Annotated in this window: 21 protein-coding genes and 2 pseudogenes; 10 read left to right on the forward strand and 13 right to left on the reverse strand. The window is 62.8% G+C overall.

Translation table 11 applies throughout. The features are described 5' to 3' along the window. Positions 1-2: 2 nt before the first annotated feature. The 5 genes from AC3WOG_RS31190 to AC3WOG_RS31210 all read right to left on the reverse strand — a co-directional run bounded on the left by AC3WOG_RS31190 (position 3) and on the right by AC3WOG_RS31210 (position 4,059). Positions 3-1,577, reverse strand: a complete 1,575-nt coding sequence (locus AC3WOG_RS31190; RefSeq protein ID WP_492581637.1) for a DHA2 family efflux MFS transporter permease subunit — start codon at positions 1,575-1,577, stop codon at positions 3-5. Positions 1,578-1,585: 8 nt separating this feature from the next. Continuing rightward, positions 1,586-2,686, reverse strand: coding sequence for an HlyD family secretion protein (locus AC3WOG_RS31195; RefSeq protein ID WP_492581638.1), 1,101 nt, complete (start codon positions 2,684-2,686; stop codon positions 1,586-1,588). 81 nt (positions 2,687-2,767) lie between these two features. Beyond that, positions 2,768-3,190, reverse strand: a complete 423-nt coding sequence (locus AC3WOG_RS31200; protein WP_492581639.1) for a MarR family winged helix-turn-helix transcriptional regulator — start codon at positions 3,188-3,190, stop codon at positions 2,768-2,770. A gap of 84 nt (positions 3,191-3,274) precedes the next feature. Then, entirely contained in the window at positions 3,275-3,697 is a 423-nt protein-coding gene (locus tag AC3WOG_RS31205) for a MarR family winged helix-turn-helix transcriptional regulator (RefSeq protein WP_492581640.1), read from the reverse strand. A 155-nt stretch (positions 3,698-3,852) separates the two neighbouring features. Further along, positions 3,853-4,059 carry a PAAR domain-containing protein gene (locus AC3WOG_RS31210; RefSeq protein WP_492581641.1) on the reverse strand — a complete coding sequence of 69 codons (207 nt, stop codon included), beginning with the start codon at positions 4,057-4,059 and terminating at the stop codon, positions 3,853-3,855. 1,006 nt (positions 4,060-5,065) lie between these two features. Here AC3WOG_RS31210 and AC3WOG_RS31215 point away from each other — a divergent pair. Further along, the gene (locus AC3WOG_RS31215; protein ID WP_492581642.1) at positions 5,066-5,473 is read left to right on the forward strand and encodes a lysozyme inhibitor LprI family protein; all 408 of its coding nucleotides are present in this window, start codon (positions 5,066-5,068) and stop codon (positions 5,471-5,473) included. A gap of 198 nt (positions 5,474-5,671) precedes the next feature. Here the strand turns inward: AC3WOG_RS31215 and AC3WOG_RS31220 are convergent. Continuing rightward, a pseudogene (locus AC3WOG_RS31220) lies at positions 5,672-5,954 on the reverse strand (IS6 family transposase); the annotation flags it as partial. A 43-nt stretch (positions 5,955-5,997) separates the two neighbouring features. Further along, positions 5,998-6,993 carry an alpha/beta fold hydrolase gene (locus tag AC3WOG_RS31225; protein WP_492581643.1) on the reverse strand — a complete coding sequence of 332 codons (996 nt, stop codon included), beginning with the start codon at positions 6,991-6,993 and terminating at the stop codon, positions 5,998-6,000. Positions 6,994-7,201: 208 nt separating this feature from the next. Here AC3WOG_RS31225 and AC3WOG_RS31230 point away from each other — a divergent pair, with 208 nt between their 5' ends. Genes AC3WOG_RS31230 through AC3WOG_RS31240 form a run of 3 tightly spaced genes read left to right on the forward strand, consistent with a single transcriptional unit; the run spans position 7,202 to position 10,924 of the window. Next, positions 7,202-7,573, forward strand: a complete 372-nt coding sequence (locus tag AC3WOG_RS31230) for a DUF805 domain-containing protein (RefSeq protein ID WP_492581644.1) — start codon at positions 7,202-7,204, stop codon at positions 7,571-7,573. A gap of 7 nt (positions 7,574-7,580) precedes the next feature. Then, a complete protein-coding gene (locus tag AC3WOG_RS31235; protein WP_492581645.1) occupies positions 7,581-9,845 on the forward strand; it encodes an FAD-binding protein in 2,265 nt (754 codons plus the stop codon). Beyond that, complete coding sequence (locus AC3WOG_RS31240; RefSeq protein ID WP_492581646.1) at positions 9,842-10,924, forward strand: hypothetical protein; 1,083 nt, start codon at positions 9,842-9,844, stop codon at positions 10,922-10,924. Before AC3WOG_RS31235 ends, AC3WOG_RS31240 begins: the two co-directional genes overlap by 4 nt. 59 nt (positions 10,925-10,983) lie before the next feature. Here AC3WOG_RS31240 and AC3WOG_RS31245 read toward each other — a convergent pair whose 3' ends face one another. Continuing rightward, positions 10,984-11,274 carry a hypothetical protein gene (locus AC3WOG_RS31245; protein ID WP_492581647.1) on the reverse strand — a complete coding sequence of 97 codons (291 nt, stop codon included), beginning with the start codon at positions 11,272-11,274 and terminating at the stop codon, positions 10,984-10,986. Between the two features lie 115 nt (positions 11,275-11,389). Here AC3WOG_RS31245 and AC3WOG_RS31250 point away from each other — a divergent pair, with 115 nt between their 5' ends. From AC3WOG_RS31250 to AC3WOG_RS31265, 4 genes are all read left to right on the forward strand, one after another. Next, positions 11,390-11,767 carry a DUF2306 domain-containing protein gene (locus AC3WOG_RS31250; protein WP_492581648.1) on the forward strand — a complete coding sequence of 126 codons (378 nt, stop codon included), beginning with the start codon at positions 11,390-11,392 and terminating at the stop codon, positions 11,765-11,767. Further along, a complete protein-coding gene (locus tag AC3WOG_RS31255; protein WP_492581649.1) occupies positions 11,764-12,894 on the forward strand; it encodes a sensor histidine kinase in 1,131 nt (376 codons plus the stop codon). Before AC3WOG_RS31250 ends, AC3WOG_RS31255 begins: the two co-directional genes overlap by 4 nt. A 41-nt stretch (positions 12,895-12,935) precedes the next feature. Then, positions 12,936-13,781, forward strand: coding sequence for a LytR/AlgR family response regulator transcription factor (locus AC3WOG_RS31260; RefSeq protein WP_492581650.1), 846 nt, complete (start codon positions 12,936-12,938; stop codon positions 13,779-13,781). A 297-nt stretch (positions 13,782-14,078) separates the two neighbouring features. Further along, positions 14,079-14,588 (forward strand): P-loop nucleotide/nucleoside kinase family protein, encoded by a 510-nt coding sequence (locus AC3WOG_RS31265; RefSeq protein WP_492581651.1) that lies wholly within the window; start codon positions 14,079-14,081, stop codon positions 14,586-14,588. Between the two features lie 516 nt (positions 14,589-15,104). On the opposite strand, the gene AC3WOG_RS31270 is transcribed toward AC3WOG_RS31265, so the two are convergent. The 3 genes from AC3WOG_RS31270 to AC3WOG_RS31280 are packed head-to-tail and all read right to left on the reverse strand — an operon-like array spanning position 15,105 to position 22,123. Beyond that, positions 15,105-15,995 (reverse strand): transglutaminase family protein, encoded by an 891-nt coding sequence (locus AC3WOG_RS31270; protein WP_492581652.1) that lies wholly within the window; start codon positions 15,993-15,995, stop codon positions 15,105-15,107. Beyond that, positions 15,992-18,625, reverse strand: a complete 2,634-nt coding sequence (locus AC3WOG_RS31275) for a circularly permuted type 2 ATP-grasp protein (protein WP_492581653.1) — start codon at positions 18,623-18,625, stop codon at positions 15,992-15,994. The genes AC3WOG_RS31270 and AC3WOG_RS31275 overlap by 4 nt, the downstream gene beginning before the upstream one ends. Positions 18,626-18,655: 30 nt before the next feature. Continuing rightward, the gene (locus tag AC3WOG_RS31280; protein ID WP_492581654.1) at positions 18,656-22,123 is read right to left on the reverse strand and encodes a transglutaminase family protein; all 3,468 of its coding nucleotides are present in this window, start codon (positions 22,121-22,123) and stop codon (positions 18,656-18,658) included. Between the two features lie 20 nt (positions 22,124-22,143). On the opposite strand from AC3WOG_RS31280, the gene AC3WOG_RS31285 reads away from it, so the two are divergent. Both AC3WOG_RS31285 and AC3WOG_RS31290 read left to right on the forward strand, forming a co-directional pair. Continuing rightward, positions 22,144-22,353: a hypothetical protein gene (locus tag AC3WOG_RS31285; protein WP_492581655.1), complete on the forward strand. Its 210-nt coding sequence runs from the start codon at positions 22,144-22,146 to the stop codon at positions 22,351-22,353. A gap of 50 nt (positions 22,354-22,403) precedes the next feature. Next, a pseudogene (locus AC3WOG_RS31290) lies at positions 22,404-23,468 on the forward strand (zinc-binding metallopeptidase family protein); the annotation flags it as partial. 252 nt (positions 23,469-23,720) lie between these two features. On the opposite strand, the gene AC3WOG_RS31295 reads toward AC3WOG_RS31290, so the two are convergent. Beyond that, on the reverse strand, positions 23,721-25,007 hold the full coding sequence (locus AC3WOG_RS31295) for a DUF3443 domain-containing protein (RefSeq protein ID WP_492581656.1): 1,287 nt from the start codon (positions 25,005-25,007) through the stop codon (positions 23,721-23,723). 11 nt (positions 25,008-25,018) lie between these two features. Continuing rightward, complete coding sequence (locus tag AC3WOG_RS31300) at positions 25,019-25,468, reverse strand: DUF2844 domain-containing protein (RefSeq protein WP_492582507.1); 450 nt, start codon at positions 25,466-25,468, stop codon at positions 25,019-25,021. Positions 25,469-25,678: the final 210 nt, after the last annotated feature.

A 25,678-nucleotide genomic window follows, 5' to 3' on the forward strand; every position in this document is an offset into this window, starting at 1 on the left:
CCTCAATGAGCGTCGGGCGGCGGCGCGGTGTTGCCGAACGGGCGGGAAAACGCCACGCTGAGCAAGCCGACCACAAAACACAGCGACAACGCCAGAAAAGTGTCGGAGAAGGTCAGAACGAGCGCTTCGCGCATCAACACCGCATGCAATGCACCGAGGCCCGCGTTCGCCGCATTGAGCGCATCGCCGCCGACTGCCGCGAAATGCGCGCTCTGCTGCTGCAAAATCGATTCGATGACTGGACGGCCAGCGCTCACATGCTCGTCGAGCCGCTCGTAATGCAGATTCAAGCGATCGTTGAGCATCGTGCTGCTGACGGCGATACCGATCGCGCCGCCGAGATTGCGCATCAGGTTGAACAGCCCGCTTGCCGAACGCAGCCGCGATGGCGGCAGCGAGCCGAGCGCCATCGTGACGATCGGCGGAATGCAGAACTGCTGGCCGATGCCGCGCAGCGCCTGCGGAATCAGCAGTTCTTGCCAGCCCCACTGATTCGTCAACGGCACATACAGATAACAGCCGACGCCGAACAGCACGAGCCCCACTATCATCAGCAAGCGCATGTCGATAAAACGGGCCAGCGTCGAATAGGCGGCCAGCGCCAGCAGTTGAAAGCACCCGACCGACAGCAACGCCAAACCGATCTGCAACGAATCGAAGCCCCGCACGCGCGACAGAAACACCGGCGTCAGGAACACCGCGCAGAAAATCCCAATCCCGGTGATGAACGACAGCAAGCTGCCGATGCCGAAGTTGCGAATCGCCAGCGCGCGCAAATCGACGATCGCCTCTTTCGCCGTGAACGCATGCACGATGAACAGAAAACCGCAGATCGCCGAGATCCATGTGCACAACACGATCACGTCGTCGCCGAACCAGTTCTTGCGCGGACCTTCTTCGAGCACGTATTCGAGGCAGCCGAGGAAACCGGACATCAGCAGAATGCCGAGATAATCGCCTTTTTTCAGCAGCGAAAGATCGACCTCGTCGATGTGAACGTACTTCGGCACCATCAGCGTGACGGCGATGCCCGGCACCAGGTTCAAATAAAACAGCCAATGCCACGACCATTGCGACGTGATCCAGCCGCCGATCACCGGACCGACGGTCGGCGCGAGCGACGCCAGCGCGCCGATGGTGGTGGACGCGATCAGCCGTTGCTTGCCGGGAAACAGCACGAACGCGGTGGTGAACACGGTCGGGATCATCGCCGCGCCGAGCGCGCCTTGCAGGCCGCGGAACAGGATCATCGAGTTGATGTCCCATGCGAGGCCGCACAGCATGCTGGTGATCGTGAAGCCGAGCGCGGAGAACGCGAACAGCCAGCGCGTCGAGAACACGCGCGTAAGCCACCCGGACATCGGGATCACCAGAATTTCGGCGATCAGATACGAGGTCTGGACCCACGAGAGTTCATCCTGACTCGCGGACAGACCGCCGCCGATATCTTTGAGCGACGACGCAACAATCTGGATATCGAGCGTCGCCATGAAAAAGCCGAGGCACATCAGCGCGAACGCGAAGACCTTGGTGCGCGTCGGCTGGTCGGCGGGATTGGCGAAGTGGGCGTGGCTCATGATCGGCTTTATCCGTGGACCGGTGCGTTGTTGGCGTCGACATGGACCTTCACCGCCGCCGACAAGCCGGGACGCAGCACGCCTTGCATCTCTTTGGGCACGTTCAGACGCACCCGCACCGGCACGCGCTGCACGATCTTCGTGAAGTTGCCGGTGGCGTTTTCCGCCGGCAGCACGCTGAAGGTCGCACCGGTCGCGGGCGCCAGGCTTTCGACCACGCCGTGAATCCGTTTGCTCGAAGCATCGAGATCGACGTCGACGCTGTCGCCGACGTGCATCTTCTTCAACTGGTCTTCCTTGAAGTTGGCGTCGATCCACAGTCCGCTCGACGGCACCACGGTGAGCAGCGAAACGCCGGTATTCGCCAGCAGTCCGACGCGCGCGGTGCGATTGCCGACATAGCCGTCGATCGGCGAGCGGATCGTCGTGTACTCGACGTTCAATGCCGCGACCCGCTGCGCCGCTTGCGCGGTTGCGATGCGCGCCTCGGCGTCGCCGATCTGCGCGTCGAGCACGGCGATCTGGCGTTGCGCCGCGGTCAATGCCGCGCTGCTGCGGTCGACCGCGGCGTGCGCCTTGGTCAGATCGGCCTCGGCGCGTTCGACGACCTGATTCGATACCGCATCGTCCTTCACCAGTTCGCGATAGCGCGTCTGATCGGCCGCGCTGCGCGTCAACTCGGCGCTCGACGCGCGGACCTCGGCGGCCTGCTCGTTGATGGTCGCGAGCTGCAAGGATTTCTTCGCCTGCAATTCGGTGACCGCGGCTTGCGCGCTCTGCACTTCGGCGGTGGCTTGCGCGAGGCGGGCGTCGTAATCGCGCGCGTCGAGCCGGATCAGCACCTGGTTCGCGTGCACGAACTGGTTGTCGCGCACCAGCACGTCGGTCACAAAACCGTTCACCTTCGGCGCCATCACGGTGACGTCGCCGCCGACATACGCATCATCGGTCGTTTCCACAAAGCGGCCGGCGATAAACCAGTACGACGCGGCAATCGCGAGCACGACGAGAACCGAGATAATCGCGAGCAGCATCCACGGAATCCGCCGTGCGGCTTTGGCGGCGTTCGCCGCGCTGGGCGGTGCAAGAGTCGAAGGTGTAGTGGACATGATTAAATGTGCGTATGCACTGGTTAGACTGAAAAAAAGCGCGTTTTCACTGCGCCGGCCTTGCTCCGCTAGCAGCGGGCTTCAGATGGAATCTCGCGTCATTGCGAACAGTTCGCCACGCAATGCCGCCGCGCGTTGCTCGCCGAAACGGTGCTCGAATTCGGCTTGTGCCGCGTACCAATGCTCACGCCCTGCCTTGAGCCGCTCTTCACCGGCAGCGGTCAGTGCGATCGACAATACCCGCGGGTCCGCACCGAGCGCCTCGCTCGACACCAGTCCGTCACGCCGCAGCGGCTGGATCGTGCGGACCAGCGTGGTGCGCTGCATGCGCATGGCTTCGGCCAGTTGCTTCATCGTCATCGGGCCTACACGCCTTAAGCGCCCCATCAGCGAAAACTGCGTGATGGTGAGACCGACATGCGCCAGATGGCGGTCGTAAAGCTGCGATACGTAGCGCGCGGCCTGGCGGATCGCAAAGCAGTCGTCGTCGAGTAGGCCTTCCATCGCCGTGCCTCCTTTCCTGTGAGTGCGTATGCACACAATCAGACGTACTGAAGCCCGTCGGAACGAGCTTGTGCTGTGCGCCTTCTAGCCTGTGATGCTGAACAATTCGGAGCGCAGCGCTTTTGCGCGCGCGTGGCCGAACTTTTGTTCGAACTCGTCCTGCGCGGCCCGCCAGGCGACGGCGGCCTGGTCGAAGGTCGTCTCGCCCTTTGCCGTGAGACTGAACAGATACGTGCGACCGTCATGCTCAGCCGATTCCGCGGTCACCAGACCGTCGCGCTGCAAGGGTTTCATCGCGCGCACCAGCGTGGTGCGCTCCATTACCATCGCGTCGGCGAGGTCCACCATCGGCGTATTAGGCGTGCGCGCCAGTTTGGCAAGGATCGTGAACTGCGCGGCCGTCAGGCCGACCTGCCCGAGATGGCGTTCGTAGATCTGCGTGACGTGCCGCGCCGCCTGGCGCAGCGCGAAACAGTTGCATTCGTCGTAAGAGAGAGGACGGTTCATGCTGCGCAGTCTATATGTGCATACGCACAGAGTCAAGTTTTTGTGAATTTTGCCGCGCGGGCGGCAAAGTTCCGGCTCCAGAGAGAAGCCGATCGGCGTACCGGAGGAAGATGGCTAAAAGCGCTCATCGCACGAAAAATGAAAGTCCGCTCGCTTCACCTAGTGTGTTTGACGTGCCGCACGCCTTCATCAAACCAAGTGCTGGCCGTTCCGAAAATCGGAAATGTTCCTTTGCACTTGCCGCATGTCGCGAGATCGCCGTGTTGCGAAATCGGACACCCTTCGTCAAAGGACGTCGAACTCGCGCCGAGCACGTATCCACCGGTCGTCGTGCGGTCGTCTTTTCCTACCAGTTGGGCCATACAAACTCCTTTGCATTACCATCAAACACCGCCTGAAGATGGTGCTATCACGACCGGATGCCATACCAGACAAGGGCAGGTACTTCGCGCATAGTGGAATAGATATCCCGGACTTCCCAGAACCCTGGATACGCACCACTGACTTCGCGTACACCCAAACGCTTGAGTGCCAGGATGGCTCTCGGAAGATGAAAATACTGCGTCACCACCACTACACTCGACAGCCCACGGTTCCGGAAATCCACGATTCGAAGCTGTTTGCGCGTTATCGCGAACGGCTCGCGCCCCTGCCGGACGATCTGGCCGCGTGGTGCGGGCAGTCCGGCGTGCCGCTCGCCTCCCGGCCACGCTACCGGCTTGGTTTTTCCGCGGCGGCCCAGGGGGTTGTGCTGCCTGCGCTGCGGCGCCGCGCACCTCCACTACCGGCGGCGCAACGAGCCCGACAACCCGGTGCTGAAGTGTCGATCGTGCGGCTATCAAGCTTCGCTGCACGCGAGCCGCCGTCATCTGCTGCCGCTGCCCGATGGCCTCGTCTGCCCACGGTGTGCGAGCCGCATGATCACGCCGATCATGCATCGCGCCACGCACAGGCTCCAGTACCGCTGCCGGGAATGCCACCGGCACTGGTATCCGGACGCACGCCGATATCAGCCGCCGAAAGCCGTTCCGCGCGCATCTGGCGCATCCGATGGGGCGGGTTACACGGCGTCGCGATCCGCGCTGCCCGGGCCCGCGAACCGCGGCACCCGGCAATGAACGTCCGTTTGTTCGACGAGGCGGCACGGCCACGCACCGGTCCCGTCAGGACGGCCACAGACGATGTGCCTGCGGCATCGTGCCCTGGCGGCATTGGCGCGAATCGATCTCTGACACTCCGTAACCGGATCGAACGATACGACAGCCGGGAACCATACGGACGATCCTACGAAATTCGAACGACACCTTATGCCTGGCCACTGGCAACATGCGTAATTGCACATTTACAGCTATCGACGGATGAGGGCGGATGATGAGAAGAACGGCTAGTTTTTTGATCCTGATGGTCCTTGCTGTGCCCATCGCGTCGGCGCAAAAGAAAGTCGATCCGATCGAGGCTCAGGTCGAGGCATGTCTCGGCACGCCAGCGGGGCAGACTACGGCGGGCATGACCGACTGTTCGCACCAGGCCTACCTTGCGTACGACAAACGCATGAACGACGTGTATCAACGGATCATGCGCAACGCCGATCCGCAATCGCGCACGCTGATCCGCAACGCCCAACGTCAGTGGCTGGCTTATCGCGAAGCGCAGCGTCAAGCCGATAACGGTCCATGGCGAGCCGACCGGGGATCGATGGCGAGCGCCGATATCGAGGCACTCAATGTGGACGCGATCCGTGCGCGGATCGATGAATTGAACTACTACGCTCCCTGATCAAGGCCGTTGACGCGCCGCGCCCTCTCAGTAGTCGATCTTCGCTGCTCCCGTCGACCATCCGGGAAGAGCCTGGAGAATGACGGGCGCGTTCCCCGTCGGATGCTGGCGTGTAAAATTCCGAATCCTAAAGACACCCCTGAAAGGCTTTGTCAAGTTACCGAGAGTGAGCCGGCACGACGGCAGGTGTGACGACTGTCAGAAAGCCGTCGACGGACTTTGGGCGAGTTCGGCGAATTCGCGCCATGCAACGAACCGGGCTGCGAGTTGTTTGCGAAAGAGTGAAGCGCGCAGCAGATGCCGCTTGAGCGCGAAATGTTGCCGGACCGGCCCGAAGCACGAGAGAAATTTCTGTGTGCGTTTCGGATCGCGAAAGCCACGCACGGCGCTCGCGTTCGCGTGTCGGTTGATGGCTGTTCTCTGCGCGGTTGTTCAGCCGAGCTGCCGCTTTGACGAACACGTGCTTTACGTTCGCAAGCGAGCGTCCCTTTGTGGCCGGCTTGTGCCCGCTAGCACCATTGAAATCAGTTCGCCTGCACGCCCTGCAGGCGGATCAGGAAGTTCTCAACCGCGCGATTGAAAGCTGCATTATCCTCGACGTGAGGTATATGCCCGACTCCAGGCAACACCTCCATGCGCGCGTCAGGCAACAGTCGTGACAGGCGTAGTCCCTCACTAACGGGCGTCACTCCGTCGGTCGCTCCCCAGATCACTTCGACCGGCATTGTCAGTGACGCGTAGTCCGATGAGCGGCTGCTTCTGCTGCGGTCTGGATCATTGACAAATGCATCCAGCCAGTTTCCGTAAGCCTCCGTTGTTCCAACCAGCGAAAGCGGTCGCTGGTAGACGGCAATCCGGTCAGGCGTCAGCGCGTCATGACGCGAGGTGAACTTCCGTAGAAACCATCCGGTGAGCAGTGGATTGGTTGCCGTCGCAGCAATCACCGGTCGCGCGACGACCGGTAGCTCAATCAGCTTACCGGCCAACCCACGGTCAGTTGGCGGCGGATCGATAGACAGCGCAACGTCCACCAGCACCGCCGCTTTAAATCTCCCGGGTTCGGTCATCAACGCTTCGACCGTGGCTCGCCCACCGAACGAATGGCCAACGAGAATCACCGGCGAAAGCTTCAGCGTGTCGAGCATCCCGAGAATGCGCAACGCCTGGTGGCCCGTGTCGTATGTATTGGCCGCAGGCCGGCTGGTGTACCCAAAAGGCGGCAGGTCCACCGCGATGCAGTGATAGCCGGCCCGACCGAGATAGTCCATGGTCGGAAGCCACGTCGAACTCCAGGCACCCACGCCAGAGATGAAGACGATCGGCTGTCCGTTAGCGGGGCCGCGCTCCTGTATCAGCATGTCCACGTCCGCCGCACGCACGAAGCGTGATCCGGCCGGCGCCGCGCTCCGCGCGACGTCCCGCTCGCGGCTATGGGCGATCAGATCCGCGCCGCCTAATACGGCGACCAGCGCAATGATCGGCATAGCGACCAGTGCGATCGCGATTTTATAAAGTTTCATGAAGTCTCACACATTCTCTTTATGCTTTATGGGTTTGGCGGCAGACTTACCATGGCAAATATTTATGTACAGTTACGCTCAGCCAGTTTTCTCAAGATTGAGATCGACCGATAATATCAAGTCCGCTTAAACTTGCGCGCCGAAGCTTGAAACCTTTTGACTGCTTCAGGAATCGCCAATTGACTCCCGGGAATAGGCAAAAATAAAAATGCTATTAACTACCCTCGCCTCCGCTTTCTTTTTGAGCCGCGGTCGCATTACCCGCAGCGAATGGCTGACCCGGATCATCATCGCCGCACTCGTGTGCGCCGCCTTCGGCAGTCTCGCCGGTTCCTGGTTTGGCGAGATGGGCGCGGCCCTCTTCGCGATCGTCTTCCTCTGGAGCGCGGGCGCGCTCTCGACCCAACGCCTGCACGACATCGGCCGCTGCGGATGGTCGTTACTGACCACCATCGTCCCGGTGTTCGGGCCGATCTGGGTGCTGATCCAGATGCTGCGCCGCGGCGTCGATCACGAAAACCGCTTTGGCCCCGATCCGACGACCCGCTCGGATTACCTCAAAGTCAACATCGCGGAGTGATGCAGATATGGCAACGGTCAACGACGTCACTCAGCTGAACCAGATTCCCGTATTTTCAGTCGCTACGCCCACCACCACGCAGGAAGTCATCGAGGCGCTCACCCAGACCAATCTGCCAGTGTCGATAGGCGGCGGCCACTTCAGCATGGGGGGGCACACTGCGAGTCCAGGCACCCTGCATCTCGATATGCGCAAGATGAACCGTGTGCTCCGGTTCGAGCCGCACACGTCGGTGATTCGCGTGCAGGCCGGCATCCGCTGGTGCGACATCCAGCGTTTTATCGATCCGCACGGCCTGTCTGTCAAGATCATGCAGACTTACGCGAACTTCACGGTGGGTGGCGCGCTGTCGGTTAACGCGCACGGGCGATACATGGGATTGGGCCCGGTTGTGCTGTCGGTGCGGGCGATTACGCTCGTGCTCGCCAACGGCGAAGTAGTCAACGCCACCCCGTCCGAGAACACCACGTTGTTCAACGCGGCGATCGGCGGATATGGCGGCGTAGGCATCATCACCGAAGTGGAACTCGACCTAGTGCCCAACACGCGGGTCAAGCGCAGCGACCGCAAGATGCGCACTGCCGATTACAAGGCATGGTTCGATACAAACGTGCGCAGCCATCAAGATGTGATCTTCCACAATTTCGACCTCTATCCGCCGCGCTACACGCGCGGCCGGGCGATCAGCTGGACGGTCACCGACGAGCCGGCCACGTCGGCGCGGCTGCAACCGCTCAGTCGCGGTTTTCTTGCTGCGAAATACTTTCTATGGGCAATTACTGAAACACCGCTCGGCAAATTCCGTCGCGAGTTTCTGTACGACCCTCTGCTGCATTTCGGCAAGAAGGTGCATTGGCGCAATTACGAAGCCGGTTACGACGTCGCCGAACTCGAGCCGGTGGGGCGCCGCCGGCGCACGTATGTGCTGCAGGAGTACTTCGTGCCCGTGGACGCCGTCACGCGATTTGCCGAGGCGCTATCGGCGATCCTCTCGCGGCATCGGGTGAACGCAGTCAACATTTCGATCCGCCATGCGCTCGCCGACAACCGCACCGTCATGGCGTGGGCGCGCGGCGAGACGTTTGCCTTCGTGCTCTACTACAAGCAGCGCACTCGTGAGAATGCCAGGGAGCGCGTTGCGGTATGGACGCGCGAACTGATCGACGCGGTGCTCGCCGTGGGCGGCACTTACTATCTGCCCTACCAGTTGCACGCGACGCGCGAGCAGTTCCATCGCGCCTATCCGCGAGCACGCGAAATGTTTGCACTCAAGCAGCAGTTCGATCCGCAATACCGCCTGCGTGGCGCGCTGTGGGATCGCTACTATGCTCCTGAGCGAGGCGCGCTTGACGCGACGCCCTTGTCGGCTGCCGCATCGCCAGCCACTTTGCCCGCCGTCACGGCGACGCAGGAGGAGAGCGACGGCGCCCTGTTCGCCACGATCTATCGTAACGAGCGTGAAGCCGATCGTTTCTATGCGTTCCTGCAGAATATTTTCAACGTGCTGCCTGAGGACCGTCTGCATACGTTGATCAAGACGTCGACAGCCGAACACGTTGGCGACGAGCGCATCTATCGCGCAATTCAGGCGGGCCTCAAATCGATCACGCCGCGCCTCGCGATGCTCACGCACGCGCTGCCGTCCCTGTCGATGCAGAAAGCGGAAATGGGCCGGCAAGCCGCCATGCTGCTGGGGGATGCGCCGTTGCAAGACTATGTCGAGATTGGTACGACAGGGCGCTACGTTCGCGCCATGAAGAAGTATCTGCGCCTCAAAGGCCACGTCACTCTGGTTAATGATGTGCGACCGGGAATGAGCCCAGTCGATATCGTCGAGCGTGGGCAGATCGGCTCAATAGGCGAGTTCCAGCCTTTGAGCGACTACGCGCCCATCGCGCTACCTGCGGCTAGCGCGGATCTGGTGAGCTGCTTCGTCGGCTTGCACCACATGGCGCCGGCGAAGCTCGCGCCGTTTCTCGACTCGATCGCGCGGATCGTCCGTCCGGGTGGCTTTTTCGTGGTCCGCGATCACGATGTCACGACGCCGACTATGGACGCGTTCGTTTCGCTTGCCCATACGGTCTTCAATGCGGGGCTCGGCGAAACGTGGGAAACCAATCGGTCGGAACTCCGTCATTTCGCCAGTGTGGACGACTGGATCTCGCGCGTCGAAGCGGCAGGCTTTCGCCATACTGGCTTGCGCCTGACCCAGCAAGGCGATCCGTCGGACAACATCCTGATGGCGTTCATGCGCCATGGAGAGGCTGCATGATGCGGCAGTTGCGGAACGCGCTTCTCGCCATCGGCGTCGCGCTCACATTCGCCACGCCGGCTGCGCATGCGGCGGCGTCCTCCACGGCGTCCGAGACACCGGGCACTTCATATCAAAGCCCCGTGCCGGCAGCGGATCGCCGCGGCACTGAGCAGACGCTGCTGACCTTTCCGGAGTGGTATCTCGTGCACAGTCCCGCGGAGTACGCGCGGATCGTGCAAACCGCGCCGTCGCACGACTTTCCGTTTCTCGACCAGATCGGCCAGCTCTGGTCGAGCTACGCGGCCGTCACGCGCGAGCAGATGCACGACAGCTATCCGCTCAATCCCGGTTACCACGTGATGATCTGGGTGATCGCATCGAGCACGACCGTGGAATATGCGCTGCGCTCCGTCTACGAAAATACCGTGGGCCGCGCGAGCTGGCTGCTCGGCGGGAAAAAGCTCACCGACGAGGACCGCTATGGCGCTCAGGCGGCTCAGGAGTACGTGGACTTTATCCGTCAGGAGCCCTGGTACCTGTTCGACTTCAGCGCGCGGCTGCGCCACCTTTGGAGCGACGTCCCGATGTGGGGGCCGGGGCTCGTGCGCAAATGGGAACGCCGCTACGCGTTGACCACCGAATACGCGATCAAGGCTGTGTATGGAAAACTGATCGAAAAGGCAACGCGGGCCACCTACACGCCGGCCCTGATGACGACCAATGTTGTCGTGGACCACCTGCCCGATGGCTGGTCGGCGCCGGCTCACGTCAGCGTGCTTGCCCGTCTGCCAGACGGTCGGGCGTTACTTGCGTTGCCGCGCTATTTCGACTTCAGGCTTGCGGCGACATCGCTCGCGCAACAGGGTATTCATCTCACCGATATCGCCGGCAACACATCGGAGATCCTGGTCACGGTATGGATGAAAGACGACGCCGCGTTGCCGCCCGGTAGCGGCCGTATGTTGTTCGAGCAATCACTGACAATGCCTGCCCATACTCGACGCGTCGCGCTGCTGATATCGGTTCGCGGCCTGTCCGATTTTCTGGCGGCAGCCGGGAAGGACGGCCTGGTTACGGAGCATGTGTACGACTACTGAAGCGGCAGCGTCGCGGTCAACACCGGCGACGGTGCGGCGAGCCAGCGTACGGATCGTGATTACTCGGTACGCAGCGAACCCGCCATTTGCTTGATTACGGGCGACCAGGTCGCCTGCTCCGCGACGGGATAGGTGAATTGCACGGCGACGAGCGTATCGCCGTGAATGATCATCTTTTCATAAACGATTTCGTTCTTCGGCGTCTGGCAAGAAAACGCAACGAGATCCCGCTTGCTGACCTCGTAGCTCGCCCGCGCGCCAGCGCAGGGAAGCTCTTCTTCGCTGTGCAAGATTTGCGCCGGTGTGTCTTCGTTCGCGTTGAACCTGCCCCAGACGGGCTCTCGCGACACTCCAACCACCACTGGCGACGGAATTCGCACGCTTCGTCGCAAGAGACTCGAAAAGAATCTGACTACCGCACAGACTCCGGCCATCGAGTTCGCTCGTCCTGCCAGGGAGTCCAGCATGCCTACCCCCGTCGCCGTGCATCTTGTCGCTGCAACCCTTTCTGTCATACTGGGAGCAGCTCTGCTCCTGCTCGAAAAAGGTACCGCACGCCACAGGATGCTGGGTCGCATCTGGGCGCTAACTATGTTAGTCACTGGGCTCAGTTCGTTCGGCATCCGGGCGTTAAATCCCGGCCATTTTTCCTGGGTGCACGGACTGTCGCTGCTGACGTTCGTTAGCATCGCGCGTGCAATCTGGGCCATTCGGCAAGGCAACGTTCGCGGGCACAAAAACGCCATGCGAGGCTCGTTTGTCGGTCTGGTGGTGGCCGGTATCGCGGCAGTGGCTACGCCGCACCGCCTGCTGAACATCATCGTCACTGGATGGATTGCATGACTTCCTGCAGCAACAGCAAACGCCCGGACACCTCCGTCGATCGGCCTATCCCGGGAAGACAACTGCTGTCCAAGTACGCGCACGAGGCCGTGCTGGTGGTCGCAGGCGGCAATGCATTGATCGCGGCCGGACTGACCATGGCCGGCGTGGGCACCGGCTTCGGCAAAAATCTTGTCGCCAGTGAAGCCATCGGGCTGTCGATCATGCTGCTGATCCAGCTCGGCCGCTTTCGTCTCCAGCGTCGAGACGCACTGACCGCGCCACGACTCGCCGTTCTCATGGTCGCAGCGGTCGGCGGCGGCACTGTGATTGGGCTGGGGCTGACTAGCGCAGTGCTGGGCCTCGACATCAACAAGACCTTCGCCACCAAAGGGCTCGCCACGACTGGCTGGATCGCACTGGTAGCGACCCTGCTGGCCACCTGGTACGGCTGGTCGAGAGCCAGGATCGCCGGTCTGAGTGAGCAGGTGGTTCGCACTGCACTATTGAAGGAAACCGCGGAAAAAGCCGCGCTGCGCGCCCGTTTGCAGGCGTTGCAAGCGCAGATCGAGCCGCATTTTCTTTTCAACACACTTGCGGCCCTCGACAGCTTGATCGCATCCGATCCACCCCGGGCAAGAGAACTGCTAGGCAGCTTCAATCGACTGCTGCGGGCAACGCTAGAAGCGTCGAGAGCCGAGTGCGAGACGCTCTCGGACCAGTTCGCGGCACTCGATTCGATGCTCGGCGTGCAGGCAATACGCCTCGGCTCGAGGCTCTCCTATGCGCTGCATCTTCCCGCCGATTGCGCGACTCTACCGGTTCCCCCCATGCTTCTGCAGCCGCTCGTCGAAAATGCGCTGAAGCATGGTATCGAGGTCGCTGTGGCGGGTGGACGGATCGAGGTGTGCGCGATTCGCGGTGAACAGCACGTCGAACTGACCGTAAGCGACACGGGTCAGGGCTTCGGTGCGACCCCGGCCACGCAGGGTTCGGGCGTCGGGCTCGCAAACGTACGCGATCGGCTTGCAGCGCTGTACGGCGAGCACGCGTCGCTGGCCCTCAGCGAGAACCTGCCGCACGGCGTCGTCGCAAGAGTCGTGCTTCCGGTGGATGACAAATCTAGTGGGGAGGGTATGAATTCATGAGAACCCCACAAGCATGGGCTTCGGCTCCAAACGATGGCAGCATGACTCGTTCGGCAGGTACATCCGGCGCCCCGAGCGCGCTGATCGCGGAAGACGAACCGCTGGTAGCAGCCGCGCTCCAGCGGGAATTGGCGATGGCATGGCCTGAGTTAAAGATCGTGGCGACGGTTGGCAACGGCCACGATGCAATCGAGCGAATCGGTGCATTGCGACCGGACGTTGCGTTTCTTGATATCTCGATGCCCGGCGCGACTGGTCTCGACGTCGCGCGCGCGTGCGCAACGCTTGCGGCGCCGCCGCAGATCGTGTTCGTGACGGCCTACGACAAATATGCGCTCGCTGCATTCGACGCAGCAGCCATTGACTATCTTCTGAAGCCCGTCGATGCGGCGAGGCTCACGCGTGCCATCGAGCGGGTACGGGCGCAGCTTCGGCACACGGCACCGGACGAGACTCTCGGGGGTAACGTTCAGGCGGACCTGCAACGCCTGCTCGGTCAACTGGAGCGGATTACGCGTGACCTCGAGGGCGGGAAACGCGCACAGGACGACGGCCACGGTGCGCCGCTACGCTACCTGCGCGCATCCAGCGGAAACGACGTCCGGATGGTACCGGTCGAAGATGTACTGTTCTTCGAGGCTGCAGACAAGTACGTCGTTGTCACGACGCGCAGCGGCGAGTTGCTGATTCGCTCGAGCCTCAAGGATCTGAGTGTGCAGCTAGATCCCGAGCGCTTCTGGCAGGTACACCGCAGCACCGTGGTGAATGTCGATCAGGTGGAAAGTGCGTCTGTAAGTGCGCTGGGAAAGACGTCGCTGAAGCTGCGCGGTCGTAGCGGAGCAGTCGCGGTGAGCAAACAATACGCGCACTTGTTCCGGCAAATGTGATGTGGTGGTTGCCCACCATCACGTCTGGACGACTGCGAGTGGCCGATTTCGAGCAATGCGAGGTGCGCCAATGGGTTTGTCAAATGCTATTTCGCGAGCGTCCGCAATCGAGAAAATCGGTCGTCTCTTGTGGGTCGACCTGAGCCGGTCGTCGTCGGGCTCAGTGCGGCCAACACGCGACGTTCGACTCATGCATCTGAATTGATGACAATCGACAATCAAGTGGGCCCACTGCTGTAGCTCATCGCGTAACATGCCATGAGCCATCTGGGCGAATAACACGGGGAAGGCAGGTTCATGGCAGAGATACATATTGTTTTTGGGCCGCAAGGCGCGGGCAAGTCTTCTTACGCGCGTACGCTCGCGGCCGCATCTGAGGGCACGCGCTTCTCGATTGACGAGTGGATGGCCCAGTTGTATGGCCCAGACCTTCCAGATCCGATTAGTTTGAGCTGGATCATGGAGCGAGTGCAGCGCTGCGAGCGTCAAATCTGGCGCACCGCTGAGCAAATAGCGAAAAATGGCGGAAGCGTTGTTTTGGATCTTGGTTTCATGAAGGCGAGAAATCGTTCGGCGTTTGCCGAACAAGCCAGAGACGCTGGCATTTCGAGCAAGCTTCACTATGTCACCGCACCGCATGACATACGCCGCAGTCGGGTTATGACAAGGAACTCCGAAAAGGGCGAAACGTTTTCGTTTGAAGTTTCGCCTGCCATGTTCGATTTTATGGAAGCGGAATTTGAAGCTCCTACGAAACTCGAACTTGCATCGGCTACCGTGTTTAACTCTCACATCCTGGCCTCATGACCAAGCTATAGCGTTCGATGAGATGTTTCGTTATCGGCTCGCGGCAATTGACCGGCGGGGCTAGCCGACACTGATCGTACGTGCTGGGGCGTTGGGTGCAATCTGCGAACGTCCGGTATAGAGAAGGTCGAGGGTCCGTAGTGGGTCGAACTGGGACCTTCAAAGTTGCGTCTAGATGCAACGAAGCCGACTTGACGTCGGCTCAGTTGTAAAGCATATCCCTGCACTTGCTGCAAAAATATGCCTCCTGTTTCACAATCTACGACTTTTTGGGGGTTTCTGACGCTTTTCGCATGCGAAATTTTGTGCATACGCCACGAGCACCCTGCCGACAAAACAGCGCTCACGTCTGGACCCGACGAGCGTTGAACTTCCGCGACAAAAGCCGCTGCCGAACCCTTTGGCGCGCCCCAACTTCCATGGGAGCCAATTCCCACACGGGTTTCTGGAAGATTTTCAGTTTGTGGGAGGCAACGATAGCCAAGATGCGCTTGCGGGAGGATTGAAGGACTACCGTTACAGCGCCAACACCGTGACCCCCACCTCCACCCGATGCGCCCCGCCCCCAAGAATCATCCCGCGCAGCAACGACACATCGCTGTAATCGCGCCCGATCGCGAGCGTCACGTGATCCATATCGGCGAGCACGTCATTGGTCGGATCGAGATCGATCCAGCCGCTGCCCGGGCAATACACCGACACCCACGCATGCGACGCATCCGCGCCGATCAGACGCGGTTGCCCCGGCGGCGGATCGTTACGCAGATAACCGCTGACATAACGCGCCGGCAAACCCAGCGAGCGCAAGCAGCCGATCATCACTTGCGCGAAGTCCTGGCACACGCCGCTCTTCAACTCGAACGCGCGTTCGGCGGGCGTATCGAACATCGTCGCGGACGGTTTGTACTCGAAGTCTTCGTGAATCCGGTGCATCAGATCGATCGCGCCCGCCGCGATCGGCGTGCCCGGTGGAAAGCTGGGCAATGCATAGTCGCGCAGCGACGGCCGCGGCACGATATTCGGCGACGCGAAACAGAATTCGGCCTCGCGCCGGAACTGGCCGCCGACGCGAAAACGCAGCGCGTCCGCCACATCCTCCCATTCGGGCGTCGCGTCGTGGTCGAGGTCGGTCCAGCGCGGCGTGAGCGCCACCGTCGTTTCGCTGACCAGTTGCAGGCGCTCGTGCGGCGCGTCCAACGCGAAGTACAGTACGTCGTTGCCGAATGCATCGATACGGCTATGCAGATACGACGGTTCCGGCTCGATCCGCTCGCTATGCGATACCACGCGCTGCCACGAGCACACGATCGGCCGGATCGTCGCGAGATGCTGCGCGGTCTCGACGTACGTCGAGTAGTGATAGGTGGTGCGATGCGATACGGACAACACGGTTTGCGGACTCTTCATGACCATACCTGCGATGCAACCGTACTCGCGTGACTGAAATAGCGCGCGCTGATCTCGTGCGCCGCCGCGCCGACGAAGCCGCCAATCTGATCGCATACCGCGATCAGGTCGACGTAAGCGCCGTCTTCGTCGGTCGCGCACAGGCGTTCGAGCGTCGGCAACGACGCAGCGGGCGGCATCAGTTCCGCGAACGGACGATGCCGCATGCTGCCCGCCGCCGCGGAAATCTCGTCGAGCTTATTGCGCAGACGCTCGTAGACGCCATACAGGCCGCGCGGATTGGTCGGCTCGATAACCAGCAGATCGAGCAAGGCAGGTACCTCGAAGCGGCCCGGATAGAGCGAGCGATACGTCAGCGTGCTGTCGAACAGTTGCAGCAGCAGATCGAAGCCGGCGGGCGTCGCGAGCTGGCCCTTGTCGGCGACCACGCGCAAAATCGACGTCATCGCCGACACACGTTCGATATGCCGCCCCGCGAACAGAAGGCGCCAGGCTTCGTCGCGCGTCATGCGGTCGCCTTGCGCGCCGCTGATCGCCGACAACTGCACCGACAGGTGTTCGAGCGCATTCATCAGCGTCACGCGATCATAACGATCGATGCGCTCGATGCGCTCACCGCGGCCGTTGCCTTGCGATGCCCCGCCGTTCGAGCCGGTAGCCGGCATCAGCGTTTGCAACGCATCGCGGAAGTCGTTACGCGCCGCGAGAATCGTGCGCCAATGATCGTTCGACAAACGCCCACGCACTTCACCGTTCGAACGCGCCTGGCTGGTGAGGTTCTGGCCGATGCTCGCCGCGCCGGTGGTCTCGCTCAGATTCGCGACCAGCGCGCGCTCGAACGCTTGCGGCGAATGCGGCGCAAACATATCGCCGGCTTGCACGAGACCGCAGTACACGGCGAGCTCGACGAGCGTGGGGAACATCGCGTCGGCGTCGTTGCCTTCCAGCGAGTCGAGAATCAGCCGCAACAGCCGCACGTTGTTTTCGGAGCGTTCGCCGTAGCGTCCGGCCCAGAAGAGATTTTCCGCCGCGCGGCTCGACACGGTCCGATGCTTGCGCGCGAGGTCGGCGGGTTGCATCGGCGAAGGCAGCAGCGTGAAGGTCGAAGTCGGCTGGCTCGACAGCACCCATGTATCGACGCTGCTGCCGCCGAACTGCATCGAGACGGTCGCCTGGCGCTCGGCGGCCATCCGCGTGAAGCCGCCTGGCATCACATGCCAGCCGCCGTTGAAATCCGCAATCGCATAGACGCGCAGCACCGAGGGGCGGCGGCCAAGCGTGCCGTCTTCGTAGCGCGGCGTGCATGAAAAGCGCAGCGGCTGCTGGATCGTGAAGGTGTCGGGCATGGCTTCGATGCGTTCGCGCCATGATGCGAGCCGCTGCCTGCCCTGCTGGATGCCGGGTGGCGCATCGCGCGGCGCGACCGGCCACGTCGGCACGATGAACGCTTCGTCCAGACGCCTGAAGGCGTGCTCGCGCGCCGCCTCTTCGCCGCACCACCAGGTCGGCACGCTCGGCAACACGAGATCTTCGTCGAGCAGGACTTCGGCGATGCCCGGCAGAAAACCGTGCAATGCCGGCGATTCGACGAAGCCCGAACCCGGCACGTTCGAAACGATCACGTTGCCCGCGCGCATCACCTGCAACAGACCGGGCACGCCGATGGTCGAGTCGGCGCGCAGTTCGACCGGATCGCAGAACGCATCGTCCAGACGGCGCAGCACGACGTGCACGCGCTCGAGACCGGCAAGCGTCTTCAGATACAGCATGTCGTCGCGCACCGTCAGGTCTTTGCCTTCGACCAGCGTGACGCCCAGATAACGCGCGAGAAACACGTGCTCGAAGTAGGTTTCGCTAAACGGCCCCGGTGTGAGCAGCGCGATATGCGGCGAGTGGTCCTGTGCCGCCGTGTCGTGACGCATGGTTGCCTGCGCCGCTTGCACGAGCGTCGCGATCAGCTGCGAATAGGTCGGCGCGAGGCGGCTCACGCGCATCGTGCGGAACGGATCGGCGAACAGGCTCGACACGATCAGCCGGTTTTCCAGCGCGTAGCCGAGGCCGGACGGCGCCTCGGTGCGGTGCGCCATCACGGTCCAATCGCCGCTCGGTGGGCGCGCCAGATCGAGCGCGACCACTTGCAGATACTGGCCGCCCGGCGGCGTGAAGCCTCTCACGGAGCGCAGATAACCCGAATGCCCGTACACCAGCGCGGGCGGCAACTGCCCGCGCTGAAGCAGGGTCTGCGGGCCGTAGATATCGGCGACGATCGCATTGAGCAGATGCGCGCGCTGCGTCACGCCCCGCTCGATATGCGCCCACTCGGCCTCGCTGATCAGGAACGGCAGCAGGTCGAGCGCCCATGGCCGCGGCTCGCCGTTGTCCGAGTAGACGTTGTAGCTGATGTCGTTATCGCGGATCTGCTGCGCAACCGACTCGCAGTTGTGCTCCAGCCCCGCGATGCCGTCTTCGCCGAGGCGCTCGAAGAATTGCCGCCATGGTTCGCGCAGTGCTCCTGACGCGTCACGCAACTCGTCCCAATGTCCTTCGTAGGCCGGCAACAGCCGCAGCAGGGATGAAGCGTCCGCGCGAGCCGCGGACGTTTCGAAGGGAAAAGTCGATTGAAAGGCCAAGGTCGTGTCGTTTTAAAGGTGTGCTGCGTTTTACCAGTAGCGCAGGTCCAGCGTGAAAGGAAACTCCAGACTACGCTGCGGCGTGTCCACCGCGAGCGGCCCCGGCGTATGCCCGGACGCGAAGAAGCGCGCGCGCCGCCGGCTTTCCGCCTCGTAGGAGTTGACCGGGAAGGTCTCGTAACTGCGTCCACCCGGATGAGCGACATGATACTGGCATCCGCCTACTGAACGGCCACTCCATGTATCGACCAGATCGAAAGTGAGCGGCGCGTCCACGCCGATGGTCGGATGCAGCGCCGATGGCTGCGACCACGCGCGAAAACGCACGCCGGCCACATACTCGCTGACGCGGCCGGTGGGCTGCAACGGCACCGGCACGCCGTTGACGGCCAGCACATGGCGGTTGCCGTTCAAGCCGAGCGCGCGCACTTCGAGCCTTTCCACCGACGAATCCACGTACCGCACCGTGCCGCCCGCCGAGCCCTCCTCGCCCATCACGTGCCACGGTTCGAGCGCATTGCGGATGGTCAGCGAGACGCCGTTCACCGTGGTCTCGCCGACCAGCGGGAAGCGGAACTCGAAGTGCGGCGCGAACCAGCTGCTGTCGAACGCAAAACCGGCCTCGTTCAGTTCGCCCAGCACGTCGTCAAAATCCATCTTCACGAAGGTGCCGAGCAGGAAGCGGTCGTGCAGTTCGGTGCCCCAGCGCGTGAGCCGCTGCGTGTACGGCGTGTGCCAGAAACGCGCCACCAGCGCCCGCAGCAACAACTGCTGCACCAGACTCATGCGCGCGTGCGGCGGCATTTCGAAGCCGCGCAATTCCAGCAGGCCAAGCCGGCCGGTCGGGCCATCCGGTGAATAGAGCTTGTCGATGCAGAACTCGGCGCGGTGCGTGTTGCCGGTCACATCGATCAGGATGTTGCGCAGCGACCGGTCGATCATCCATGCCGGCAAATTCGCGCTTTCACGTCCGCCGAGCAGGTCGATCTGCCGCTGCAATTCGCGGAACGCCACCTCCAGTTCATACACCTGATCGTTGCGCGCTTCGTCGACCCGCGGCGCCTGGCTGGTCGGCCCGATAAACAGCCCGGAGAACAGATAAGACAGCGACGGATGGTTGTGCCAGTACGCGATCAAACTGGCCAGCAGATCGGGACGGCGCAGGAACGGACTGTCGGCGGGCGTCGCGCCGCCGAGTACGAAGTGATTGCCGCCGCCGGTGCCGGTATGCCGGCCGTCGGTCATGAACTTCTCGGTGCTCAGATAGGTTTCATGCGCCGACTGATACAGATACTCGGTGTGACTGACCAACTGCTCCCAGCTCGACGCCGGGTGAATGTTCACCTCGATCACGCCCGGGTCCGGCGTCACCTGCAGCACTTTCAGGCGGGCGTCGCGCGGCGGCGGATAGCCTTCGACAACCACCTTCATCTGCAACTCGGCGGCCGTCGCTTCGATCGCGGCGAGCAACTCGAGAAAGTCGTCGAGTTCCGTGAGGGGCGGCATGAACACATGCAGCAGCTTGTGGCCGCTGCCGAACGCCTCGGTCTCGGCCTTCGGACCGGCCGCGCGCTTCGGGTCGCGCGCTTCGACGCAGATCGCCGTGCGGATCGTTTCCTTCGCCGATTCGCCGCGCGCGGGCGCGCGTTGCTGGTCCGGCGCATAGGCCAACGCGCCGCTGCCCGGCATGCCGCTCAGCAAATCCGCCGCCGACGAAGACAACGCCGCCGCATTGCGCGCATCGGCGGCGGTCATGTTGCGGGACTCGCCTTCGTACTGCATCCGCAATTGCGCGGCCGAGCGCAACGGCACCGGCGGCGCAAACGGATCGTGCGCGTGCTGATACGGATAGTCGGTCTTCGACACCCACGGCAGCGAGTCGAGCGGCAAGCGATAACCCATCGGCGAGTCGCCGGGGATCAGGTACATGCGTTCGTCGCGCAGGAACCAGCGGCCCGTGACCCACGTCGGCGGCTGATGCGGCACGTCGCGTTCGCGCGCGAGCGGCAGCACGTAGCCGGTGGCGGCAACCAGGCCGGTGTCGAACACGCGCCGCAGACGCACGCGCTCGAGTTCGTCGTCCAGACGCGCATCGAAGGGATCCACGTTGACCGGCAGACGGCGCTCGCGCCACAGGTAGTACCAGACGTCCTCGAAACCGGCGTGGATGCATTCCTTGTCGACCGACAGCTTGCCCGCCAGATGCGCGAGGAAACGCTGCGCGTCCTCGGCGGTGTAGGTGCCAGGCTCCCGTTCGTCGGCAAAGAGCGACGGATCTTGCCAGCACGGCTCGCCGTCGGCGCGCCAGTAAAGCGACATCGCCCAGCGCGGTAACTGCTCGCCCGGATACCACTTGCCCTGGCCGATATGCAAAAAGCCGTTCGCGCCGTAACGCGCGCGCAGCTTGGCCATCAGCGCGACCGCATAGCCGCGCTTGGTGGGTCCGAGCGCGTCGGTGTTCCATTCGGCGGCGTCGCGATCGCGCACCGACACGAAGGTCGGCTCGCCGCCCATCGTCAGGCGCACGTCCATGTCGGTCAAGCGCTCGTCGACCTGCGCGCCCATTTGCAGCACGTCGCTCCACACCTCCTCGCTGTACGGCTTGGTGACGCGCGGCGTTTCCAGCACGCGCTCGATCGACATCGTGTGCTCGAACTCGACTTCGGATTCGTCGACCGCGCCGGAAATCGGCGCCGCGCTGCCGGGTTCCGGCGTGCAGGCGACCGGTATGTGTCCTTCGCCCGCGAGCAGGCCGGAAGTCGGATCGAGGCCGATCCAGCCGGCGCCCGGCAAGTACACCTCGCACCAGGCGTGCAGATCGGTGAAGTCGACTTCGGTGCCGCTCGGGCCGTCGATGGCTTTGGTATCGGGCGCGAGTTGCAGCAGGTAGCCGGACACGAAACGCGCCGCCAGACCCAGTTGCCGCAAAGTCTCGACCAGCAGCCAGCCGGAGTCGCGGCACGAACCCGCCGCGCTGGTCAGCGTTTCCTCGGGCGTCTGCACGCCCGGCTCCATGCGGATCAGATAGCGGATTTCGTGCTGCAGGCGTTGATTCAGTTCGACGAGGAAGTCGGCGGTGCGTTTCGGCGTCCGGTCGATACTCGCGACAAATTCGGCGAAGCGCGGCGTCGGGGTGCGCTTGACGAGGTACGGCGCAAGTTCCAGCGCGAGGCCCGGCGCATACTCGAAGGGGAATGCCTCGGCGGAAGGTTCGAGAAAGAAATCGAACGGGTTGTAGACGGCCATCTCGGCGACCAGATCCACGGTCACCTTGAATTCGCGCGTCTTCTCGGGGAACACCAGACGCGCCTGATAGTTGGCGAACGCGTCCTGCTGCCAGTTGATGAAATGCCCGGCCGGCTCGACCCGCATCGAATACGACAGGATCGGGGTCCGGCAGTGAGGCGCCGGCCGGAGACGCACGACCTGAGGCGACAGTGCAACCAGCCTGTCGTAGCGATAATGTGTGACATGATTCAACGCGACGCGTATAGACACACTGGACTCCTGGACAAGGGATGGCAGCCCGCCAAAAAGCAAGCTTCATGCCGTGGATTGAAAAACCGCGTGAATTGTCTGTACTGCCCGGATCACAGCCTTCTTTGAAGTCTGCCGCGCCCGCCGACCGTCCGGTCGATCGAACAGCGCGTCTTTCCACTGCCTTTTCTGACCCGGCGCACCAAAGCGGCGCAGCGCCGATGCACGATCATGCACGTAATGTGCGTTAAACCAGTGACGTCTGGCAAATACGGCATGAAGATTGCGGAGTCTCCGATCGATGAAAACCTTCCACTGCAGTCGCTGCTCGCACCTTGTGTTCTATGAAAACGTTCGCTGCGAACGGTGCGAAGCGTTGCTCGGCTATGTGCCGGAACTAGCCGAAATCAGTGCCTTCGAAGAGGCCGGCGAAGCGCGCTGGCGCAGCCTGCATCCGCGTGACGAGGGCGCGCTGTTCCGGCAGTGTCACAACTATGCCGTCGAAAACGTCTGCAACTGGATGATCCCCGCCGAGTCGCCCGACACGCTGTGCCGCGCCTGCCAGTTGACCCGCACCATTCCGAATCTGGGCGCGCCGGACAACCGGCTCTACTGGTACCGGCTGGAAGTGGCGAAACGGCGCCTGCTGTACACGCTGGCCGCGCTCGGCCTCGAGGTTCAATCGCGTCAGGACGACCCGGAGCGTGGCCTCGCCTTCGAATTCCTCGAAGACGGCGACGACGGCGAACGGGTGATGACCGGCCACGACAACGGCCTGATTACGCTGAACATCGCCGAAGCCGACGACGCCTACCGCGAAAAAGTCCGCACCGCGATGGGCGAGCCGTATCGCACCCTGCTCGGCCACTTCCGCCATGAGACGGGCCACTACTACTTCAGCCAACTGGTAGAGCACAACCCGCGCTGGCTCAAACCGTTTCGCAAGCTGTTCGGCAACGAACGCGCCGACTACGGCAAGGCGCTGACGGCCTACTATCGCGACCGCGCGCCGGTCGACTGGCAGGCGTCCTTCATCAGCGCATATGCCACGATGCACCCTTGGGAAGATTGGGCCGAGACGTGGGCGCACTACCTGTTGATCGTCGACGTACTGGATACGGCGACCTCGTACGGCGTCGCGCTGTTGCCCGACGACCCGAGCGAGCCGACGCTGACCGACCGCACGCCGGTCGAAGACGCCAGCTTCGAAAATCTGATCAAGCGCTGGTTTCCGCTCACCTACGCGCTGAACAGTTTGAACCGCAGCCTCGGGATGCCTGATGGCTATCCGTTCACGCTGGCCTCGCCGGTGGTGGACAAGCTGCGCTTCGTGCATCGGGTGATTGCGGCGGCAGGCGATAAGTCGCAGACGCGCGAAGCGGTAGCGCCGGCGGCCGCCGACGCCGGCACAGTGAAAAAGCTCAGGCGGACCGCGCGGGCGATCGCGCCACTACAGCCCGCTCAACCGGTTGCGCAGACCGCGATATCGCAGGAGCCCGCGCAAGCGCCAGCGGCTCAGGCGGTGGCTCAGGCGGTGGCGCCGTCAGAACCGCCGTTGCAGTCCGGGCCCATCGCAAAGACGGCGCCGCACAAGCGCGCCGCGCGGCGCCGATAGCGCTCAATACGCGACGTAAGGACCGGTGCCGCCCGGCGTCGTCTGCTGCTCGACGGCGGCGTACACACTACGGCCGTAGAAGAACGGCAACCCCCAGTCGAAGATCGTCGACGTCACGAAGGCCGGGCCCGCCAGCAACGGCAGCGCCGCATCCCCGGCGTACGTCTGCGAGATCGACGTGGCGTTGCCGACACTGAACGTGACCGCGCTCGTGATGCCGTTCACGCCCTGGATCATCGCACTCAACTGCTGGGTCGAGCCCGGGCAGTAGTACGCGCTATTCGGACTCGCGCACACCGGCAACGCGCTGGTCTGGAAGAACAGACCGGTCGAGCCGCTGTCCAGAATACTGCGCGAATACGTCGTGCCGTTCTGCACCGTCGTGAAGGTGCCGGTGGACGGACTCACGCCGATCACCTGCGCATTGCCCAGTGAATTGTTGGCCTGCGTGCCGATGCCGAACACCAGTTGCCCGGTAACCGCCTGCGCGCCGCCCGACACCGTCGGCAGGCTCAGGATCGAACCGTTGTTGTCGGTGGTGAAGTACGGAATCGGATTGGCCACCTGCAACGCTTCGACCAGCGGAATCCCGGTGCAAGCCGAGCCGTTGCAGCCGTAGTAAGTGGCGGGCACCGCCTGCAGCACGCAGCTCGCGCCGCAGTCGTGCTTGAACACGCCGATGCCGAGCACGCCGTTGGCCTGCAAGGCAGCCGGCGTATTGCGCGGCGAGCCGACGCCCGAGCAGTCGCCCGGCACCGAAGCGTAGCTCGGGTCGATCACCTGGATCGGCAACGAGGCCGCTTTTTCGCCGGCGATCTGCACGTCGGCAAGCTTCACCGGGCCCCACGTGTAGCCGTCGAAGAACTGCATGCATTCGGCGACCAGTTTGCCCGAGCCGTCCTTCTGCTGCGGCAATGTCATCGATGCGGGCAATTGCGCCGCGAACACGCGCAAGCCCCACGAACCGGTATCCACCAGCACGTGATCGATGGTTTGGCACTGGCTGGTGCCGGGCGCGCAAATCGTCACGCTGACGAACGGCATGTTCGGCACGCCGCTCACGCCGGAATCGACACTGACGCGCACCGCATTGGCCGCCACCACTTGTGGCGCGGGCGATGTATTGGTGACGGTCGGGCCAGCCGACGTGCTGGCCGAGGTGGAGGAACCGGACGGCGTCGCGGAGTTGCTCGACGTGGTCGCGCCGCTGGAGCCGCCGCCGCAAGCACTGACCAGAAGCGCGAGCAGCGCCGCGCACAACAAGGTGATGAACGAAGACGTATGACGCATGACTCGCTCCGTTATTGAATGACGCCGACATCGACGCCCGCGGGCACCGCTTGCGGCAGATAGGCATGGCCGGAGAACGCGCGCAGATGGCCGCCGGAGTAGACCACCAGATCGCTGTTGGAGACCGCGAGCGGCGTTCCCCGGCGCGTCGCGGTGGCGGCGACGTATTGGTCGAATGCGGCGCCCAGCATGGACTTCAGATCCGGCAGCGTCGGACCTTCCCACGCGACACCGAAGACGATACCGTTGGCTGCAACGTACTCGCGCACCAGCGTGCCGGACGGCATCGTCATCAGGTGCACTGAATACGCGCTTTGCGCGGTGGCCGTATGAGCGACTGCACGCATGTGCGTTTGATCGCTGTCGACAGTGCTGACGTTCTGGCCGAGCGTGGCATGTGCGGCAAACGACAGCACGCAGCTTGCCCCGAGCATTGCGCGAGCAATGCCTGTAGAGAGCATCGGTTTCACGAGAATTCCTTCGAGGTAGAACGCTCGTGGCCGGCGCAAAACCGACCACAAACGACGAACTAGGGGCGCACTCCCCGACCGGTGGCGCCGGTTCTGCATTCACACCAGTGGGGTTGCGTGAATACGTCTACGGAGTGGCGACGCGAAACTTTAGGCATCGCGGTATGACATTGCAATCGTTTGCGACGCGATTCAAACCTT

The sequence above is a fragment of the Paraburkholderia sp. FW306-02-B genome, from assembly GCF_058782725.1.